Source organism: Arthrobacter tumbae (assembly GCF_016907495.1).
GTDB lineage: Bacteria > Actinomycetota > Actinomycetes > Actinomycetales > Micrococcaceae > Arthrobacter_D > Arthrobacter_D tumbae.
The window spans coordinates 3,085,110-3,104,709 of the sequence record NZ_JAFBCC010000001.1 but is presented as its reverse complement, the minus strand read 5'-3'; the positions used below and the strand labels follow the sequence as shown (position 1 = coordinate 3,104,709).

Below are 19,600 nucleotides of genomic sequence, written 5' to 3'. Positions count from 1 at the left end.
TCAGCTTCCTGCGCGCTGATCGCGGCCGGAGGCCACCTTGGAGGACAGGCCGAAGATTTCGATGAAGCCTCGGGCCATCGACTGGTCGAAGGTGTCTCCCGTGTCGTAGGTGGCCAGGTTGAAGTCGTAGAGACCGACGTCGGAGCGGCGCCCGGTGACGGTTGCGCGCCCGCCGTGCAGCTCCATCCGGACATCCCCGGAGACGTAGCGCTGGGTGTCATCGATGAAGGTTTCGAGCGAGCGCTTCAGCGGGGAGAACCACTGGCCGTCATACACCAGCTCGGTCCAGCGCTGGTCGACGGTCTTCTTGAACCGCGCCTGCTCGCGCTCAACGGTGACGTTCTCGAGTTCCCGGTGGGCGGTGATGAGTGCCATGGCTCCGGGCGCCTCGTAGATTTCGCGGCTCTTGATACCCACCAGGCGGTCCTCGACGATGTCGATCCGGCCTACGCCCTGGGCGCCGGCGCGGCGGTTCAGTTCCTCGATGGCCTGCAGCGGGGTGACGGCGTGCCCGTCGATCGCCACCGGGATGCCTTCGCGGAAGGAGATGACCACTTCATCGGCCGCCGGTGAGAACTCGGGGGAATCGGTGTAGTCGTAGACGTCCTTGGTGGGCCCGTTCCAGATGTCTTCGAGGAAGCCTGTCTCGACGGCACGTCCCCAGACGTTCTGGTCGATCGAGAACGGGTTCTTCTTGGTGGTCTCGATCGGCAGCCCCTTCTCTTCGGCGAAGGCGATGGCCTTGTCGCGGGTCAGGGCGAGGTCGCGGACGGGCGCGATGCACTTCAGATCCGGGCCCAGGGTCTGGATGCCGACCTCGAAGCGGACCTGGTCGTTGCCCTTGCCGGTGCAGCCGTGGGCAACGGTGGAGGCACCGAACTCACGCGCCGCGGCGACGAGGTGCTTCACGATCACCGGCCGGGAAATGGCCGAGACCAGCGGATACGAGTCCATGTAGAGCGCGTTAGCTCGCAGGGTGGGCATGCAGTACTCGTTCGCGAACTCATCACGTGCGTCCGCCACGTAGGCTTCGACAGCGCCGCAACCCAGTGCACGCTGGCGGATGGTCTCGAGCGATTCACCGCCCTGTCCGACGTCGACGGCGACAGCCACCACTTCCGCTCCGGTTGCTTCGGCGATCCAGCCGATGGCCACGGACGTATCCAGTCCGCCTGAGTAGGCGAGGACAATGCGTTCAGTCACTTGGGTAGCTCCTCTTGTGTGTTGTGGGTTGGTTCGGTGGTGTTCAGAAAATCGGGTATTCAGGACGCTTCGTGTGCGAACTGCAGGAACCGGGCGGCCACCTCGGCGCCGCCGGCAGGATCACGAGTGACCAGCAGGATGGTGTCGTCTCCGGCGATCGTACCGAGCACGGACGGCATGACCGAATGGTCGATGGCCAGCGCCAGGAAGTTCGCGGCTCCCGGCGGCGTACGCAGGACCACCAGGTTCCCCGACGCCTCAGCCGTCACCAAAAGCTCTCCACACAGCCGGGATAACCTGCTGTCCAGGATTTCCTGCGTGACGCCGCTCTGCGGGGCACGCCCGCCGCCCTCGCCGGGAACGGCATAAACCAACGCGCCGTCCTTGCCGCGGACGCGCACGGCTCCCAGCTCGACAAGGTCACGCGACAGCGTCGCCTGGGCCACCTGGAGACCGTCATCCGCCAGCAATTCCGCCAGTTCAGACTGGGACCTTACCGACTGCGCGGTCAGCAGGGCGGTGATCCGGGCCTGGCGGGCGATCTTCGTGGTTGGCTGAACAGGAGGCTGACCAGTCGGTTGGGCAACGGCTTGCCGCGGTGCCGGCACGGTGGTCACGAGCGCTCCATGAGCCAGACCATCAGCGCCTTCTGCGCGTGCAGCCGGTTCTCCGCCTCGTCCCAGACAACGGACCGCGGCCCGTCGATGACGCCGGCGGAAATCTCGTAGCCGCGGTAGGCAGGCAGGCAGTGGAGGACGACGGCGTCGGCCGCCGCCTGCGCCAGCAGCGCCTCATCGACGGCGTACGGACGGAACAGCTCGAACCTCGCGGTCTTGGCGGCGTCGTCCTCGATCTCCTGGCCCATCGACACCCAGGTGTCCGTCGCAAGGACGTCAGCTCCCGCTGCTGCCTCCGCGGCGTTCGTGGTGATGAGCACCGAGCCGCCGGTCTCCGCGGCGCGCTTGTTCGCGGCGTCGACAATGCGCTGTTCCGGCAGGTAGCCCTCGGGACCCGCGATGCGCACATGCATGCCGGCGGTGACTCCGGCGAGCAGGTAGGAGTTCGCCATGTTGTTGGCCGCATCACCGAAGTACGCGAGCGTCAGGCCCGCCAGCGCACCCTTGTGTTCACGGACGGTCAGCAGGTCGGCGAGCAACTGGCAGGGGTGGTAGTCATCGGAGAGGGCGTTGATGACGGGCACGGACGAGGACGCCGCCATCTCCTCGAGCCCGGCCTGCGCATAGGTGCGCCAGACGATGGTGGAAACCATCCGCTCCAGGACCCTGGCCGTGTCGGAAATCGATTCCTTGTGACCGAGCTGCGATTCGCCCGCGCCGATGATGAGCGGCACCCCGCCGAGGTCCGCGATACCGGTGGCGAAGGACACGCGGGTCCGGGTGGAGGTCTTGTCGAAGATCACCGCGACGGTCTTGCGTCCCGAGCCGTCACCCGCATAGGTGGAGTTCGAGTAACGGGCCTTCTTCAGTTCAAGCGCGAGATCGAGAACCTCATTTTGTTCAGCCTGGGTGAGGTCGGTGTCGAGCAGGAAGTGGCGGGTCATTCGGAAGCCTCCGTTGTCTTGGCTGCGTTGTTGCTGTTGCGTGCCGTCTCGAGGACCGACGGCAGCGCATCGAGAAAACTCTGCGCCTGCGTGCGGGTCAGTATCAGCGGCGGCGCGAGCCGGAGTGTGTGCGGCGTGGGCGCGTTGATGATGAATCCCTGGCCAAGGGCCTCCGTCACGGCGTCGGAGGCGTAGTCGCCGTCGAGGTCGAAGCCGATCAGCAGGCCCTCCCCACGGACCTCTCCGACCCCGCTCACACCGGCAAGGTTGCTGCGAAGGTAGCTGCCGACGTCGTCCGCGTTCTGCAGCACCGCGCCTGCTTCGAGTGCGTGCAGCGTGGCCAGCGCAGCGGCCGTCGCGACCGGATTGCCGCCGAACGTCGTCCCGTGCTGGCCCGGCGTGAGCAGAGCGGACACCTCGCTGCCGAACGACACCAGGGCACCGATGGGGAAACCGCCGCCCAATCCCTTGGCCAGGGTCATGGCGTCGGGCGTGATGCCGCTGGCCTGGTGCGCAAACCAGCGCCCAGTGCGGCCAACGCCGGTCTGCACCTCGTCCAGGATCAGGAGAGCTCCGACCTTCGTGGTCAGCTCGCGTGCCCTGCGCAGGTAGTCGATACTGAGCGGGCGCACGCCCGCTTCACCCTGGATGGGCTCAAGGACGACGGCGGCAACTGACTCATCGAGCGCTGCCTCCAGCGCAGCAATGTCATTGAACGGCAGATGCTCGACGCCGCCGGGCAGCGGTTCGAACGGCTCACGGTAGGCCCGCTTCGCGGTCAACGCGAGGGCGCCCATGGTGCGGCCGTGGAAGCCGCCTTCAAGCGCAAGAATGCGCTTACGTCCACCGTCGCTATTGCGGCGGGCAAGCTTGAACGCCGCCTCGACGGCCTCTGTGCCGGAGTTAGCGAAGAACACCTTCGACCCCTCGCCGGCACCGGCCAGGGACAGAAGCTTCTCGGCCAGCGCCACCTGGGTGGGGCTGGTGAAGAAGTTCGACACGTGACCGAGTGTGGCCAGCTGGGAGGAGATCACCGATGTGACGAAGGGGTGGGCGTGCCCCAGCGCGTTCACGGCGATTCCGCCGAGGAGGTCGAGGTACTGCTTGCCGTCGGCGTCCCAGACATGGCAGCCCGCTCCACGCACCAGGACGCGCTGCGGCGTGCCGAAAACCCCGAGAACGGCGTTCGAATAACGCTGCAGCCACTCTTTCCCCTGTGCAGGACCGACGAGCGCCGCTGCCGATGCGGGTTCCAGGGCGGCTTCCTCTGTCACAGTGCTCCCTCCTCGTCCGGCACTACCTGTGTTCCTATTCCGGCGGCCGTGAAAATTTCAAGCAGCATCGAGTGCGGCAGCCGTCCGTCGACGATGTGCGCCCGCTCCACTCCCCCGTCGACGGCCTTGAGGCAGGCGGTCATCTTGGGAATCATTCCCGACTCGAGTTCGGGCAGGAGACCGCGCAGATCGGCAGCCGTCAGTGAGGAAATGAGGCTGGTGCGGTCCGGCCAGTTGGAGTAGAGACCTTCGACGTCGGTAAGGATGACGAGCTTCGACGCACCGAGCGCTTCGGCGAGTGCTGCGGCGGCGGTGTCGGCATTGACGTTGAGGACCTGTCCCGTTCCGCTGCCCGTGGAGTCGATCTCCGGTGCCACCGTGGAGATGACCGGGATGCGGCCTGCTTCGAGGATGTCGAGGATTGCGGCCGGGTTGACTCCGACCACTTCACCGACCAGCCCGAGGTCCACTTCCTCGCCGTCAACCACGGTGCCGGTGCGGACGGCCCGGAGCAGGCCCCCATCCTCACCGGAGAGACCAACGGCATAGGGTCCGTGGGAGTTGATGAGGCCGACCAGTTCCCGGCTCACCTGGCCGGTCAGCACCATGCGGACAACGTCCATGGCTTCCGGGGTGGTGACGCGCAGGCCGCCCTTGAACTCGGAAGTGATTCCAAGCCGGTCCAGCATCCCGTTGATCTGCGGGCCCCCGCCGTGCACCACGACGGGGCGCACCCCGGCGTGGTGAAGGAACACGATGTCCTCGGCGAAGGCGCGGCGCAATTCATCATTGACCATGGCGTTGCCGCCGTACTTGATGACCATGGTGGTGCCGGCGAACCGCTGGATCCAGGGCAGCGCCTCGATCAGGGTTGCGGCCTTGTCCTGGGCGGCGTTGAGAGTATTCAAGAGTGTTTCAGTGTCCTTCGACTCAGCGTCTTTGGGATTCAGCTCGAGTAGGCCGAGTTCTCGTGCACGTAGTCGTGCGTGAGGTCATTGGTCCAGATGGTCGCCGATTCGGAGCCGGCATTGAGGTTGATCTCGACGGTGACCAGGCGCGCGCTCAGGTCGACCAGTTCCCGCGGTTCGCCGATACCGCCGTCGCGGCAGATCTGTACCCCGTTGATCGCCACATCGAGGCGATCGGGCTCGAAGGCGGCGTCGGTGGTGCCGACGGCCGCCAGGACCCTGCCCCAGTTCGGGTCGTTGCCGAAAATGGCGGTCTTGAAGAGGTTGGACCGGGCGACGGCCCGCCCGGCGGTCTCGGCGTCTTCCTCAGTGGCAGCGTTGATGGTCCGGATCGCGATGGTGTGGCTCGCGCCCTCGGCGTCCTCAATGAGCTGGTGAGCCAGTGAAGAGCAGACTCCGGTGAGGGCTTCGGCGAACTGGGCCGGATCCGGCCGGACGCCGCTCGCGCCAGAGGCAAGCAGCACCACGGTGTCGTTGGTCGACATGCAGCCGTCCGAGTCAGCGCGGTCGAAGGTCACGCGGGTGGCGGCACGCAGCGCGGTGTCGAGGACCGCAGCGTCCAGGACGGCGTCAGTGGTGAGGACAACCAGCATGGTGGCCAGGCCCGGCGCCAGCATTCCCGCACCCTTCGCCATGCCGCCGATGGAGTAGCCCTCACTCGGCTCGTCCTGTGTGGCGGGGTAGGTTGCGGTCTTGGGCACCGAGTCAGTGGTCATGATTGCCTCGGCGGCAGCCCGTCCGCCGCCGTCGGACAGCAGCGCGGCCGCCTCGCTGACGCCGGGCAGCAGCTTCTCCATGGGCAGCTGTTCTCCGATGAGCCCGGTGGAACAGACGAAGACGTCGGTGGCCGAGACGCCGAGTGCCTCCGCCGCGAACTCCGCGGTGCGGTGCGTGTTCTGGAAGCCCTGCGGCCCGGTGCAGGCGTTGGCGCCGCCGGAATTGAGCACGACGGCATCCACCCGCCCGTCCGAGACCACCTGGCGTGACCAGTGAACGGGCGCAGCCGCGACCCGGTTGGAGGTAAAGACCGCCGCTGCGTGGTGGTGCGGACCATCATTGAGAACGACGGCGACATCCCGTGCGCCGGTCGACTTCAGTCCTGCCGCCACGCCTGCTGCGCGGAATCCCTGCGGTTCGGTAATGCTCACGGTGCAACTCCTGATCCGGTGAGGCCCGTGGTCTCCGGCAGGCCGAGGGCGATGTTCATGGACTGCACCGCGCCGCCGGCAGTCCCCTTGGTCAGGTTGTCGATGGCACAGCTGATGATGACCCGGCCGGCGTGCTCGTCGAAAGCCAGCTGGAGCTGTGCAAAGTTGGACCCGAGAACGGATTTGGTGGCGGGCCACTGACCGGTTGGCAACAGCGTGACGAAGGGTTCGTCGTCGTACGCGGTTTCCCACGCCTCACGCAGCTGCTCTGCGGTGGTACCGGGCGTGACACGCGCCGTCGCCGTCGTCAGGATGCCGCGTGACATCGGAGCGAGGGTCGGTGTGAAGGAGACCGTGACCGGAGTGCCGGCAGCCCAGGCCAGCCCCTGCTCTACCTCCGGGGTGTGCCGGTGGCTGCCGCCGACTCCGTAGGGGCTCATCCCGCCCATCATTTCCGAGCCGAGCAGGTGCGGTTTCAGCGCCTTGCCGGCGCCGGAGGCACCGGAAGCAGACACGATGACGACGTCGTCCGGCTGCAGTAGTCCCGCAGCGAATCCCGGCGTGAGCGCAAGGAGTGCACTGGTCGGGTAGCAACCGGGGACGGCGATGCGGCGGGCGTTCCGCAGCGCGTCGCGGGCACCGGGCAGCTCCGGAAGTCCATAGGGCCAGGTGCCGGCATGCTCGGAGCCGTAGAAGCGGTGCCAGGCATCGGCGTCTTCGAGCCGGTGGTCAGCTCCGGCGTCGATGACCAGCACCTCCGACGGCAGTTGTGCGGCCACCTCGGCGCTGGCGCCGTGGGGCAGGGCGAGGAAGACGACGTCATGTCCGGTGAGGTTGTCGGCATTCGTTTCCTCGATGATGCGGTCAGCGAGGGAGTGCAGGTGCGGCTGCACTTCGCCCAGCCTGCTGCCGGCGCTGCTGTGCGCCGTGATCGCGCCTATCCTCACCCCGGGATGCGCGGAGAGTAGGCGCAGAACTTCGCCTCCGGCATAGCCGCTTGCTCCGGATACCGCCACGGAAATACTCATGCACGCCATCGTACAGCAAAGCTATTCACTGTGGCACATAGTTATGCAACGGAATTTCTTACAACTGGAATGCTCTGATGTTGAGACCAGTTGCATCGAAGTGAGAGCACACCGACGAGAGGGAGAACTGACATGCCGATTGCCATTTCCGCTGAGCGCGCCGGAGGACCCGAGGTCCTCAAACCTGTGTCCATCGAGCGGCCTGCGCCGTCCGGTTCCCAACTGCTGGTCAGGGTCGCGGCGGTCGGAGTGAACTTCATTGAAACGTACCAGCGTGCCGGGATCTATGCGGTTGAGTATCCGTTCATTCCGGGCGGCGAAGCGGCCGGTGAGGTCATCGGGATGGGGCCGGACGCTCACGGGTTCGCGGTCGGCGACCGGGTGGCGTTTGCCGAGGGTTCCCGGTCCTACGCCGAGTACACCCTCGTTGACGCGGACAGGGCGCTGCCGGTGCCCGACGGCGTTGACCTCGAGACCGCCGCGGCGCTTCCGCTTCAGGGAATGACGGCACACTACCTGGTCAACTCCACGTATCCGGTGCAGGCCGGGGAAACCGTGCTGACCCACGCTGGGGCCGGCGGAACGGGCCTCCTGCTGACCCAATTGCTCAAGGCCAAGGGCGCCCGGGTCATCACAACCGTCTCGACCGAGGAGAAGGAAGCGCTGGCGCGGGGGGCGGGAGCCGACGTCGTACTTCGCTACGAAGGCTTCCAGGAGCAGGTACGGGAGCTGACAGACGGCGTGGGCGTGGACGTGGTCTATGACGGAGTGGGCAAGGCGACCTTCGACGGATCGCTGGAGTCACTGCGCGTACGCGGGATGCTGGTGCTGTTCGGCGCGGCGTCCGGGCCGGTCCCCGACTTCAACCTGCAGCGGCTGAACGGCTCCGGTTCGCTGTATGTCACGCGGCCGAGCCTCGCGTTCTACCTGCGGTCCGCCCAGGAGCGGCGCTGGCGCTCGGGTGAGGTCTTCGGCGCGGTTGCTGACGGTTCGCTGACCGTTCGGGTCGGCGCACGGTATCCCCTGGCTGACGCTGCGCAGGCGCACGAGGACCTCCAGGCGCGCAGGACGACCGGCAAGATTCTCCTCGTGCCCTGACCCGCGTTGATTTGTCAGGACACACCCCTTTTGGCGGTTCAGAAGGGGTGTCCTGCACACTCAACGCGGGGGTTCAGCGCTGGACGGCCCCGTGTCGCTCTGCTGCAAGGTGGACCGCCTGATCGCGGGCGGCGCTCGCTTCATCGGCGGTCAGAGTGCGGTCGATCGCGCGGAAGCGAAGACCGAAGGCGAGTGACTTCTTGCCTTCCCCGATCCCCTGTCCTGAGTACACGTCGAACAGGTGGACTTCCTCCAGCAGTTCCCCGGCCCCTTCGCGCAACGTGGCAAGCAGATCATCGGCCGGCAGATCGGCGTCCACCACAAGGGCCACGTCCTGCGTGGTGGCTGGGAAGGTGGAGAGATGCCGGGCCACAATGACGTCCGGGGCGGCGTCGAACAGCAGGTCCGCGTTGATCTCCAGTGCAACCGTGCGCGGCGGCAGGTCCTGTGCGGCGACCAGCTTCGGGTGCAGTTCTCCCGCGTAGCCGAGCACCTCACCGCTGCGCAGGCTGATGCGTGCGGTGCGTCCGGGGTGGAAGGCCCGGTGCTCACCCTGTTCGACGACGAGGTCGACGCCGACAACGTCTGCCATCAACCGGACGGTGTCCAGGGCGTCTGCCCAGTCCCAGGCACGCGGAGTGTGGCCGGCTGCGGCCGGTGAGTCCTTGCCCAGGAACACGGCTGCGATGGTCAGCGGCTGCAGCGGAAGGCCGTTGTACAGCGTCTCCAGAGTCCCGTCGTCGGGCAGGGCGCCGAGCGGCGGGATGGTTGCGGAGCCGAGGGTCTCCTGCGGAAGGAACACCAGCCCCGCCTCGAAGAGCGCAAGGTCGCGGAAGCCGCGGGAGGAGTTCCGCTTGGCCACCTCGATCAATCCGGGCAGGATGGAACGCCGCAGGTAGCCGAATTCGGCACTCAACGGGTTGGCCAGCTTGACGGCGGGCCCTGTTCCCTCCGCTGCACCAAACGTGTCGTTGGCCTCCGTTGAAACGAAGGGGTAGGACAGCACTTCGGTCAGCCCCGCACCGGCGAGCGCAGCCAGAACGCGGCGCCGCTGCTGCTGCGTGCGTGTGAGGCCGCGCCCGGGAGGAGCGACCGGCAGTCGCGACGGAATCTGGTCGTAGCCGACCAGCCGGGCGATTTCCTCGGCGAGGTCGTCCTTGATGGCCAGGTCCTGACGCCAGCTGGGGGCGGTAACCTGCCAGCCGCCGTCGTGATCTGTGACGTCCGCGCCGAGGTCGGTAAGTGCACCGACCACCTGTTCCGGCGCGAAGTCCATGCCGATCCGTTCCGAGGCATAGCCGGCCGGCAGGTCGATCAGGATGGGCTGCGGCGCGGTTCCGACGTCGGTGATCGACGCGTCCGCGGTGCCGCCGGCTAGCCTCACGAGCAGATCCACGACGCGCTGGGCCGCGACATCGGCAACGTGCCAATCAACACCCCGCTCGAAGCGCTTGGATGCCTCGGAGGGCAGCCTGTGACGGCGGCGTGCCCGTGCGATCGACACCTCGTCGAAGTGTGCGGACTCCACCAGGACGTCCGTGGTGGTGTCCGAGACCTCCGTGGCCGCTCCGCCCATGACGCCGGCGATGCCGATGGCGCCGGACGCATCAGTGATGAGGAGGTCCTCAGGGTGCAGCTCGCGCTTGCGGTCATCGAGGGTCACGATGGTTTCGCCGGCGTTTGCCCGGCGCACCACGATGTCACCGGTGAGCCTGGCGACGTCGTAACAGTGCGTGGGCTGGCCGAGCTCCAGCATCACGTAGTTGGAGATGTCGACCGGCAGCGAGATGGAACGGATTCCGGCCAGACGCAGCCGTGAGACCATCCACTGAGGCGTGGGCCGGGTGGCATCCACGCCGCGGACGACCCTTGCGACGAAACGGTCGCAGCCGGCGTCCCCATAGATGGGCGCCCGATCCTCCAGCCGCACCGGGTAACCTGCGCCGTCCGCCGGATCGACGACGACGGCGGCAGCCGGGTCGGTGAACGCCGACCCTGTGGCGTGGGCGTACTCCCGCGCAATCCCCCGGATCGAGAAGCAGTAGCTGCGGTCGGGGGTCACATTGATCTCGGCCGCCTGGTCGTACAGACCGAGCAGTTCCATGGCATCCGATCCCACCTCCGGATCCAGCCCGAGAGTGGACAGCACGAGGATGCCGTCGTGGTCCTCGCCGATACCGAGTTCGCGGACTGAGGCGATCATCCCGGCGGACACGTGGCCGTAGGTCTTGCGCGCGGCGATGCGGAAATCGCCGGGAAGCACCGCGCCGGGAAGGGTGACCACCACCTTGTCGCCCTCGACGAAGTTATGCGCCCCGCAGACGATTCCCTGCAGGCCGGACGGATCGATGCCGTCCGCGGTCAGGGTCTGCTCAGCACCCTCCGGCACGACGCGGACCTGGCACCAGTTGATGGTCTTGCCGTTGGTCTGCGGCTCTTTCACGACGGAGAGCACCTGGCCCACGACGATCGGTCCGGAAAGGGTGTCGGTGGGACGGTGGACGGCCTCTTCCTCCAGGCCGACCTTGACCAGTTCGGCCATGACGTCTTCGGCGGTTGCCTCGCCGGGAACCTGGGCGTACTCACGCAGCCAGGACAGTGGAATTCGCACGGTTAGATCTCCATCCCGAAGTGCTCGCTGAAACGTACGTCGCCCTCAATCATGTCCCGCATATCGCCGACCTCGTTGCGGAACATGAGGGTGCGCTCGATGCCCATGCCGAACGCGAACCCCGAGTACACCTCAGGGTCGATCCCGGCTGCACGGAGCACGTTGGGGTGCACCATGCCGCAGCCGCCCCACTCGATCCACTGGGGGCCGCCCTTGGCACCCGGGTGCCAGATATCCAGCTCGGCCGAGGGCTCGGTGAAAGGAAAGTAATTGGGACGCAGGCGGATGCCGGCGTCGTCGCCGAACATGAGCCGGGCGAAGTGTTCCAGCGTTCCGCGCAGGTCTGCCATGCTCAGGCCCTTGTCGATGGCCAGGCCCTCGAACTGGTGGAACACGGGGGTGTGGGTGGCGTCCAGTTCATCCGTGCGGAACACCTTCCCGGGGCACAGTACGTAAATCGGGACGTCGCGCTCGAGCATGGCACGCACCTGCACCGGCGAGGTGTGGGTGCGCATCACCAGGTGCGCCTCAGGCGGCTCGACGAAGAAGGTGTCCTGCATTTCACGCGCGGGATGATCGGGCTTGAAATTCAACGCGTCGAAGTTGAACCACTCGGATTCAACCTCGGGCCCCTCGGCTATTTCCCAGCCCATGCCGACAAAAATGTCGCTGACCCGCTCCTGCAGGATGGACAGCGGATGCCTGGCACCTGCACGACGACGGCGCGGAGCAGCGGTCACGTCGACGGCCTCCTCCACGAGAATGCGGGCGTCGCGCTCCGCTTCCAGCTCGGTTGCCCGGGCGGCGAGCGCCTGGTTGATGCGTCCGCGGGCGGGACCGATGTTCTTTCCGGCGGCGGCCTTCTGGTCCTTGGCGAGCGAACCGATCTGCCGGTTCGCGAGGCTCATCGGCGATTTCTCGCCCGTATGGGCGAGCCTTACCGATTTAAGCTCGTCGAGGTTCCCTGCGGCGGCGATCTCGCTGAGCGCGCGGTCAACCGCGGCTGCGATCGCTTCAGCGTCCAGGGGATCCGGGGCGGCGACGGCGGTGGGCACAGCCGCGTGCCCCGCTTGGAGGTCCGCGGGTGGAGTGGGTTCAGACATGAGTGTGCTTTACCTTGGTGTCGTGATCGCGATGGGTGCCGGCGGCGCTGTCGATCCAGCATTCCAGCGGCCCTGCCAGTCTAGAGGACCATTGGCGGGTGGCCCGAATGCCCCCGGCCATGGCCGGGCACCAACTGCAACATATCCATAGACTTGAGCACATGGATCGCCGCGACCGCCTGCGCTCGGCACTCAACTGGATGAACGGTTCGACGCTGCTCGGCCTGGCCGCCGCGAAGTTGGTGGGCTGCGAGCTTCGGTCCGCTCCCCGCGGCCTCATCTTCGCTCACCGCTACTCTCCCAGTCTGCCGAAAGCGTCGGCGTTCACCCTGGGCAACGTGGTTCTGTTCCGGGCAGGCCCGGAAGAGGTGGACAGAAGACCGCGGCTCGTGGCACATGAAGCTCGCCACTGCACGCAGTACGCGCTGTGCCTCGGGCTGCCGTTCCTGCCGGCCTACTTCGTTGCCGCGGGGGTGTCGTGGCTCCTCACGGGTGATCCGGCGTCGCGCAATGTCTTCGAACGCGGGGCAGGTCTCCAGGAGGGCGGCTACGTGGAGCGGCCGCTGCGCGCGGCGCTGAGTCGGTATGTCAATGCTCAGCGCCGGCCGCAATCCTCAGGTCCGCCCCGGCGTCGGCGCTTGTCCGCGCGATCACCACAAGCGCACGCGCCATCTCCCCGATCGACATTCCGGAAGCGCCGTGGGCCCGGGCCTGGCCGGTCGAAAAGGGCACATGGATGAAGCCGCCGCGTGCGTCACCGTTCCCATCGGCCAGCAAGTCCATCAGCCCGTAAAACACGTGGTTGCAGACATACGTCCCGGCCGTCTGGGAGACGGCTGCCGGCAGGTCCGCCTCCGTCAACGCCTGCAGGCTCCGCTTGAGCGGAAGGGTGCTGAAGTACGCCGCCGGTCCGCCGTCGCGCACAGGATCATCCACCGGCTGGTTGCCGGCGTTGTCCGGAATACGGGCATCATCGACGTTGATCGCGACGCGTTCGAGCGAGACTTCCGCTCGCCCTCCTGCCTGTCCCACGCACAGCACCAGCTGCGGCTGATGAGCACTGACGGCATCAGCCAGCACATCGATGCTCGCGCCGAAGACGCAGGGCAACTCGACCGCAACCGCGGCCACGCCCTCGTCCGCCAGGATGGCTGCAGCCTGCCGCGCCGCCTCCCAGGAGGGATTGACGGTCTCGCCGCCGAAGGGCTCAAAGCCGGTAAGCAGGATCATCCCACCAGACTAGCCGCATGGCCGTCCTCAATTTGATGGGAAGATGTGTTCTAATCGGAGCATGCGATGGGATGCGCAAAAAATGACGACGACGACGGCCTCCTCCGGCGAGCCGGAGCCGCTGGTGCCGCTCGCCGGGCTCGTGAGGTCCGTTCGAACCCCCGAGTTCGCGGGCATCACCTTCCACGAGGTGCTGGCCAAGTCCGCCCTCAACCGCGTTCCGGAAAGCTCTGGGATGCCCTTCTCGTGGACCGTCAATCCCTACCGTGGGTGTTCGCATGCGTGCGTGTACTGCTTCGCCCGCAAGACCCACAGCTACCTCAACCTGGACACGGGGCTCGATTTCGACTCGCAGGTGGTGGTCAAGACCAACGTCGGCGACGTGCTCCGGCGCGAGGTGAACAAAGCCTCCTGGAATCGGGACCACGTGGCGATGGGCACCAATACCGACCCCTATCAGCGGGCCGAAGGACGGTACCGGTTGATGCCGGGCATCATCCGCGCGCTCGCCGACAGCGGCACGCCCTTCTCCATCCTCACCAAGGGGACACTGCTCAGTCGGGACATTCCGCTGCTCAAGGAAGCAGGCACGCAGGTCAGCCTCGGCATGGGGATCTCGCTTGCGGTGCTCGATCCTGAGCTTGCCCACGCAGTGGAACCGGGAACTCCAACCCCGCGCGCACGCCTTGATCTCATCACCCGGTTGCGGGACGCAGGGTTGCCCTGCGGCGTCATGGCCATGCCCATCCTGCCGTGGCTGACCGACAGCGACGATGCGCTGGACGCGTTGTTCGCAGCCCTAGCAGCAGCAGGTGCCACGGGCGTGTCGGCCGGAGCACTGCACCTGCGCCCGGGCGCCCGTGAGTGGTACATGGAGTGGCTGGCCTCAACGCACCCCTCGCTGGTCGGGCGCTACCGGCGGCTCTATGGAGGCGGCACCTATGCCTCCGCTGAGTACCGCTCCTGGCTCTCGAAACGCGTGCAGGTGCACCGGCGTCGTCATGGGTTGTCTGCCGGAGCACGCTTCTTCCGGGAGGAAGCGGGAGCAGGTGGGCACGCGCCGTCGTCGTCGGGTCTGCCGGCGAAAGGGGTGCCGGTAGCCGAGCCCACGCTCTTCTGAGCCCGGCTTCCTGTTCTGCTGCTAGGTCAGGTCCTCCACCGGAACCACCGTGTCCAGCAGCGCATCGACGATGGGACGGTCCGCCGGAATCCACGGAAGATCCTTGAGCTCGGCGGTGTCCCGGAGGTTGACCCAGCGAAGTTCGTCGTGGTCCTGCAGCGCGGCCGGTACGCCTGCGGTGATGACCGCCAGCCACACCCTCATGACTGCTGAGTCGTTCAGGGGCCAGCCGTCGGGATCAGGGCCGATGAGTTCAGCCCCGACCTGCACGTCCACGCCCAACTCCTCGCGCACTTCACGCTGAACCGCCTCCAGATCGTCCTCGTCCGGTTCAACCTTGCCGCCCGGGAACTCCCACTGGCCGGCGAACTGCTCGGGAGCGCTCCTGCGGGCTGTGAGCAGCTTGGACGGCGCAGTGAGCGAATCCACAATGGCGGCGCCGACAACGTGTGTGCGCTGGGTATCGGTCATCCAGCCAGTCTAGGGGCGAAAAACAACGGCTCAGAAGATCACGTTGATTCCGTTCCAGCCGGAGCCCAGCGGACTCCTGGGAAGCCATCCGGACCGGCCGTTACCTGGGTACAGCCAAAGAGCGCCACTCCGGTCGCGGGCGGCGACGTCGACTGTGCGGTCACCGTTGAGGTCGCCCGAGCCCACGATCGCGGTCATGGAGTTCCAGCCGCTCCCCACACGGACGCGCGGCAGCCAGCCACCGGAACCGTTCCCCGGGTACAGCCACAGGATGCCCGTGGCGTCGCGTGCGAGGACGTCACTGGTCCGGTCACCGTTGAAATCGCCCGGCGTGATGATTGCGGTCATGGAGTTCCACCCGCTCCCCACACGGACCCGCGGCAGCCAGCCGCCGGAACCGTTCCCCGGGTACAGCCATAACGCGCCCGTCGCCCGTTCCCGTGCCAGCAGGTCCACGCGCTGATCGCCGTTGAAATCCCCGGGTGCGGAGATGCTGTTGAATGCGTTCCAGCCGCTCCCCACACGGATGCGCGGCAACCACCCGCCGGCGCCGTTCCCGCGGTAAAGCCACAGCGCTCCCGTAGCTGTCTCTCGTGCGATGACATCTGCGGGACCGTCGCCATTGAAGTCGCCGAGCGTTTCCAGTGCGTTGAAGATGCCCCAGCCCGTACCGATCCGGACTCCCGGATTGAGGCGCCCAGCGCCGTTTCCCGCATACAGTCTCAGCTCGCCGGTCGCACCGACGCGCGCCACGATGTCATTGCGCCAGTCCCCGTTGAATTCGGCCGTGGAGCCGGTCAGCGTGGAGGCCGGAATGCGCAGCGCGGTGAAGTTGTACGGTTCACACGTGCGGTCATAATCGCGGACATCGTCATACCACTGGGAGATGTAGACACGGCCGGCTGAGAAGCTGGGCTGGAAGCACCGGTCGAGTGCTTCGGTTGGATAGTCCAGTCTGCCCGCAGTGGCCCAGACCGGCACGCCCGTCAATCGCCACGGGCCCACGATCTCCTGCCAGCCGGCGCTGTAGGAGTAGAAACCATACGCAAAGCCTGCATCACGCAATCCGCGCATGAGCCCTTCAATGACATACCTGTTGTTCTGCCGTTGTGCGGTGGTGGCAGCCGGCCAGGGTTGGGCCGGGCGGGGTTCGACGTCGATCCACACCACCGGCGGCCGGAATCCGATCCGGTTGAGGCTCTGGACAGCTACGCGGGCCTCGGAGTAGCCGACGTTGGAGAGACGGCCGGCGTGGGTAGTGGACGACCACGGCCCCTGCCCGCCGTAGGTGGTGAGCTGGGCCGCCGTCGGGTAGGTGGCCATGGCGTAGCCGTGGGCCGGCTTGGCGTTGGTGCGCGCCCAGGCTACCTGGTCCGCGAGGCAGGGGTTCTCGGTGAAGGCGAGCCCGCGGGTCAGGCCGATAATCACGAACTGGGACGCCGGCGGCGGAAGAGGCAGCCCGAAGCCGCCCTGCGCCGTCGGGCACTGTGGCCAGGAAACATCATGGCCGAACAGGGGCGCCGCGTGCGCCGCGGGAAGAGTGGCTCCCAGCATGCCCAGGATGAGACTGAACGTCAGGAGGCAGGTGGTCATGATCCGGTGGACAGCGGAGGGCGGCGCAGGCGACCTGCCGTTATGCGCTCTCCGAGACGAATGTCGAGACGTATCGGGAGAAATTACTGGTTCGGGGGATGATCCATCCATGGCTCCGCGCTCCTCGTGCCGGTCCAATCTTAGAGCTGTTGCCGGCAGCAAGCACCGCCCGGTACGGGATCGTTTTGGTATCGAAACGGTCTCGGACCCGTAAAGTGGATAGTGAAAGAAAATCCTGCTCAACGATGCGCGGCCAGGAAACCGGCGCCCGACAGGCGCTTCCCGTCGTCGAAATGAGTCCCGTGTCTGCACCGTCCACCCAGCGACCAACGCACACCCTTGTCCTGGCGATTCTCGCCCTGGCCGTGGGCGGTTTCGGGATCGGCACCACCGAGTTCGCCATCATGGGGCTGCTGCCCGATATGGCGGCCGATCTCGGAGTCGATATCCCAGCCGGCGGGCACGTCATCTCTGCCTACGCGCTCGGCGTCGTCGTCGGTGCTCCCCTGCTCTCGACGCTCGGTGCGCGGCTTCCGCACAAGCGGGTGGCTCTGGCACTGATGGCGCTGTTCACGGTAGGGAACCTTTCCTCCTACATTGCCGACGACTACGGGTGGCTCCTGGTTTCCCGGTTCATCTCCGGGCTGCCCCACGGCGCCTTCTTCGGAGTAGCGGCAGTCATCGCCGCATCACTGTCCTCACCGACTCGGCGTGCCCACGCTGTTGCCATGGTGATGATGGGACTGAGTGTGGCCAACGTTGTGGGAGTTCCCTTTGCCACCTGGCTCGGGCAGCAGTTCGGGTGGCGGACCATGTTCATCCTCGTGGGGTTCATCGGCATCCTCACGCTGGCCCTGATCACCCGCTTCGTGCCCCATCAGGACGTGCGCGAAGGCGCGAGCATCACCCGGGAGCTGGGGGCCCTGAAACGGGGACAGGTCTGGATGACGCTGCTCATCGGTACGGTCGGTTTCGGTGGATTCTTCGCGGTCTACACCTATATTGCGCCCACGATGACCGAGGTCGCCGGTGTCCCTGAAACTGTGCTGCCGATCGTCGTCGCGCTCTATGGACTGGGCATGGTCGCCGGGAACATCGTGGGCGGCCGGCTCGCCGATATCTCCGTCCTGGGAACCATCTACTGGGTCATGGGCAGCATCTCGGTTTGCCTGCTCCTTTTCGCCCTGGCGGTGCAGTGGGCGCCGACGGCCCTGCTGTTCGTCTTCCTCGTCGGAGCCATCGGATCGTCGCTGATCCCCTCACTGCAGGTACGCCTGATGGATGTTTCCCCCGACGCGCCGTCGCTGGCATCATCCATGAACCATGCCGCGCTCAACACGGCCAACGCGTTGGGCGCGTTCCTTGGTGGTGCGGTGATTGCCCTGGGGTGGGGCTACACGGCACCGGCACTCGTCGGTGCCGTACTTGCGGCCTTCGGGCTGGGCGTCGCGTTGATCAGCGGCCGGATGGACCGCGCCGCCTCGGCTCCGGCGACACCGGCTCTGACCGCTGCATCCCGCTGAGCGGGTGCATCCCGCTGAGCAGGCTGGGAGGCACCCAGCCTAGCCGCGCTGCGCCCTGGCGGACGCATACAGGCAGACAGTAGCTGCGGTACCGACATTCAGGCTCTCTGCGCTGCCGTAGATCGGCACAGACACCCGGTAGCCGGCGAGATCCAGCACTTCCGGTGCCAGCCCCTGCGCCTCGTTGCCGAAGAGCCAGGCTGTGGGAGCTTCCAGTAGCGGCTTCCGTGCGTCCTGACTAGTCTCACCCAGGAGCGACGGCGCCAGCCGCCTGGCCGCACTCGCGTCCTGAAGCTCGTCCAGGTTCCAGTCGCCGTAACCGTCAGCCGCCAACACGCTGACGGAACGGTCGGCGAGCGCCGTCAGCACATCCCGGGTATCCACGCCGACCACCACGGGCAGATGAAAGAGCGAACCTACAGTCGACCGGACGGTCTTAGGGTTGTAAACGTCAACGCTTCCGCTGGTGAAGATCACAGCGTCAGCGCCGGCGGAGTCGGCGGCGCGGAGGATAGTTCCTGCGTTTCCGGGATCCCTGACCTCGACCAGGACGGCGATCAGCTGCGGACTGCGCTCGAGCACTGCCGACAGCGACGAGTCGATGAACCGGCAGACTGCTACGGCACCCTGCGGCGTGACGGTTGAGCTCATCGCTGCAAGCACCTCGGCCGTCACCATCCGCGGGCGCACCCCTGCTCCGAACTCCGGGTAGCGCTCAAGCGTCTCAGCGGTCAGATAGACATCCTCGACCACGCCGGTCTCCCCGGCCACGCGGCGCGCCTCATGGAGACGCAACGCTTCGCGAACCGCCTGCGGCCCCTCAGCGAGGAAGGATTCCTGCCGTAGACGCGCCGAACGCCCCGCAAGCTTCGCTACGTCCCGGACCCGATCTGCTCGGGGGTTGGTCAGTAGCTGCGCCTGGGGGCGTTCGGATGTGTTCATGGATTGCTCAACCGGCTCACGGAACCGGCTGGGTGTGCTGCCTAGGCCCGGACCGGCGCAGAGGTGTCGGACGGCAGTGCGTCCTTCGCGATCTTCACGAGCGCCGCGAACGCGTTGGCGTCAGTCACGGCAAGGTCTGCGAGCATACGGCGGTCAACCTCGATACCGGCGGCCTTCAGGCCCTGGATGAGGCGGTTGTACGTGAGGCCGTTGGCGCGGGATGCGGCGTTGATGCGCTGGATCCAGAGCCGGCGGAAGTCGCCCTTGCGCTTGCGGCGATCGCCGTAGCTGTAGACGAACGAGTGGAGCAGCTGCTCCTTTGCCTTGCGGTACAGGCGCGAGCGCTGACCACGGTAGCCTTTGGCGCGCTCAAGAATAACCCGACGCTTCTTGTGGGCATTGACTGCCCGCTTCACACGTGCCACGTGCGTACTCCTTAGATAGATCGTCCGAACTCGATGTCCCTTGCCGGCATACAGCCGTCCTCAAGGGTGTCCGGAAGTGATAGGGGGTGTGTTAGACGCCGAGCATTTTCTTGATGACCTTGGTGTCAGCCTTGGACACGATCTGGTCGCTGGCCAGACGGCGCGTCAGCGTGGAGGGCTTGTGCTCCAGGTAGTGACGGCGGTTGGCCTGCTGGCGCTTGAGCTTTCCGCTGCCGGTCAGCTTGAAGCGCTTTTTGGCGCCACTGTGGGTCTTCATCTTCGGCATGGAAACCGATCTCCTT

The 19,600-nt window shown here is 66.5% G+C and carries 18 protein-coding genes and 1 pseudogene; 4 read left to right on the top strand and 15 right to left on the bottom strand.

Annotated features, from left to right (window positions below; translation table 11 throughout):
* The 7 genes from JOD47_RS14700 to argC are packed head-to-tail and all read right to left on the bottom strand — an operon-like array spanning position 1 to position 7,182.
* Complete coding sequence (locus tag JOD47_RS14700; protein ID WP_204535363.1) at positions 1-1,203, bottom strand: argininosuccinate synthase; 1,203 nt, start codon at positions 1,201-1,203, stop codon at positions 1-3.
* Positions 1,204-1,262: 59 nt separating this feature from the next.
* Positions 1,263-1,811, bottom strand: coding sequence for an arginine repressor (locus JOD47_RS14695; RefSeq protein ID WP_204536776.1), 549 nt, complete (start codon positions 1,809-1,811; stop codon positions 1,263-1,265).
* Positions 1,812-1,816: 5 nt separating this feature from the next.
* Complete coding sequence (gene argF, locus JOD47_RS14690) at positions 1,817-2,764, bottom strand: ornithine carbamoyltransferase (RefSeq protein WP_204535361.1); 948 nt, start codon at positions 2,762-2,764, stop codon at positions 1,817-1,819.
* Positions 2,761-4,038 carry an acetylornithine transaminase gene (locus JOD47_RS14685; RefSeq protein WP_204535359.1) on the bottom strand — a complete coding sequence of 426 codons (1,278 nt, stop codon included), beginning with the start codon at positions 4,036-4,038 and terminating at the stop codon, positions 2,761-2,763. Before JOD47_RS14685 ends, argF begins: the two co-directional genes overlap by 4 nt.
* Positions 4,035-4,946, bottom strand: a complete 912-nt coding sequence (argB, locus tag JOD47_RS14680; protein ID WP_204535357.1) for an acetylglutamate kinase — start codon at positions 4,944-4,946, stop codon at positions 4,035-4,037. Before argB ends, JOD47_RS14685 begins: the two co-directional genes overlap by 4 nt.
* A gap of 38 nt (positions 4,947-4,984) precedes the next feature.
* Positions 4,985-6,154, bottom strand: a complete 1,170-nt coding sequence (gene argJ / locus JOD47_RS14675) for a bifunctional glutamate N-acetyltransferase/amino-acid acetyltransferase ArgJ (RefSeq protein ID WP_204535355.1) — start codon at positions 6,152-6,154, stop codon at positions 4,985-4,987.
* Positions 6,151-7,182: an N-acetyl-gamma-glutamyl-phosphate reductase gene (gene argC, locus JOD47_RS14670; protein ID WP_204535353.1), complete on the bottom strand. Its 1,032-nt coding sequence runs from the start codon at positions 7,180-7,182 to the stop codon at positions 6,151-6,153. The genes argJ and argC overlap by 4 nt, the downstream gene beginning before the upstream one ends.
* Positions 7,183-7,314: 132 nt before the next feature.
* On the opposite strand from argC, the gene JOD47_RS14665 reads away from it, so the two are divergent.
* The gene (locus JOD47_RS14665; protein ID WP_204535351.1) at positions 7,315-8,280 is read left to right on the top strand and encodes a quinone oxidoreductase family protein; all 966 of its coding nucleotides are present in this window, start codon (positions 7,315-7,317) and stop codon (positions 8,278-8,280) included.
* Positions 8,281-8,353: 73 nt separating this feature from the next.
* On the opposite strand, the gene pheT is transcribed toward JOD47_RS14665, so the two are convergent.
* Positions 8,354-10,891 carry a phenylalanine--tRNA ligase subunit beta gene (gene pheT, locus JOD47_RS14660; RefSeq protein ID WP_204535349.1) on the bottom strand — a complete coding sequence of 846 codons (2,538 nt, stop codon included), beginning with the start codon at positions 10,889-10,891 and terminating at the stop codon, positions 8,354-8,356.
* A 2-nt stretch (positions 10,892-10,893) separates the two neighbouring features.
* Positions 10,894-11,994, bottom strand: coding sequence for a phenylalanine--tRNA ligase subunit alpha (pheS, locus tag JOD47_RS14655; RefSeq protein WP_239548120.1), 1,101 nt, complete (start codon positions 11,992-11,994; stop codon positions 10,894-10,896).
* A 107-nt stretch (positions 11,995-12,101) separates the two neighbouring features.
* Here pheS and JOD47_RS17825 point away from each other — a divergent pair.
* A pseudogene (locus JOD47_RS17825) lies at positions 12,102-12,404 on the top strand (hypothetical protein); the annotation flags it as partial.
* Between the two features lie 178 nt (positions 12,405-12,582).
* On the opposite strand, the gene pcp reads toward JOD47_RS17825, so the two are convergent.
* A complete protein-coding gene (gene pcp, locus JOD47_RS14645; RefSeq protein WP_204535347.1) occupies positions 12,583-13,224 on the bottom strand; it encodes a pyroglutamyl-peptidase I in 642 nt (213 codons plus the stop codon).
* 61 nt (positions 13,225-13,285) lie between these two features.
* Here pcp and JOD47_RS14640 point away from each other — a divergent pair, with 61 nt between their 5' ends.
* Positions 13,286-14,344, top strand: a complete 1,059-nt coding sequence (locus tag JOD47_RS14640) for an Rv2578c family radical SAM protein (protein ID WP_204535345.1) — start codon at positions 13,286-13,288, stop codon at positions 14,342-14,344.
* A gap of 21 nt (positions 14,345-14,365) precedes the next feature.
* On the opposite strand, the gene JOD47_RS14635 is transcribed toward JOD47_RS14640, so the two are convergent.
* Together JOD47_RS14635 and JOD47_RS14630 are read right to left on the bottom strand one after the other, a co-directional pair.
* Positions 14,366-14,815 carry a (deoxy)nucleoside triphosphate pyrophosphohydrolase gene (locus JOD47_RS14635; protein WP_204535343.1) on the bottom strand — a complete coding sequence of 150 codons (450 nt, stop codon included), beginning with the start codon at positions 14,813-14,815 and terminating at the stop codon, positions 14,366-14,368.
* A gap of 30 nt (positions 14,816-14,845) precedes the next feature.
* Entirely contained in the window at positions 14,846-16,408 is a 1,563-nt protein-coding gene (locus JOD47_RS14630) for an FG-GAP-like repeat-containing protein (RefSeq protein WP_239548119.1), read from the bottom strand.
* A 293-nt stretch (positions 16,409-16,701) separates the two neighbouring features.
* Between JOD47_RS14630 and JOD47_RS14625 the strand changes: the two genes are divergently transcribed.
* Entirely contained in the window at positions 16,702-17,931 is a 1,230-nt protein-coding gene (locus tag JOD47_RS14625) for an MFS transporter (RefSeq protein WP_204536773.1), read from the top strand.
* 39 nt (positions 17,932-17,970) lie between these two features.
* On the opposite strand, the gene JOD47_RS14620 is transcribed toward JOD47_RS14625, so the two are convergent.
* The 3 genes from JOD47_RS14620 to rpmI form a co-directional block, all read right to left on the bottom strand.
* Positions 17,971-18,873, bottom strand: a complete 903-nt coding sequence (locus tag JOD47_RS14620) for a TrmH family RNA methyltransferase (protein ID WP_204535339.1) — start codon at positions 18,871-18,873, stop codon at positions 17,971-17,973.
* A 41-nt stretch (positions 18,874-18,914) separates the two neighbouring features.
* Positions 18,915-19,298, bottom strand: a complete 384-nt coding sequence (gene rplT / locus JOD47_RS14615) for a 50S ribosomal protein L20 (protein ID WP_204535337.1) — start codon at positions 19,296-19,298, stop codon at positions 18,915-18,917.
* A 91-nt stretch (positions 19,299-19,389) separates the two neighbouring features.
* Positions 19,390-19,584, bottom strand: a complete 195-nt coding sequence (gene rpmI, locus JOD47_RS14610; protein ID WP_026545492.1) for a 50S ribosomal protein L35 — start codon at positions 19,582-19,584, stop codon at positions 19,390-19,392.
* Positions 19,585-19,600: the final 16 nt, after the last annotated feature.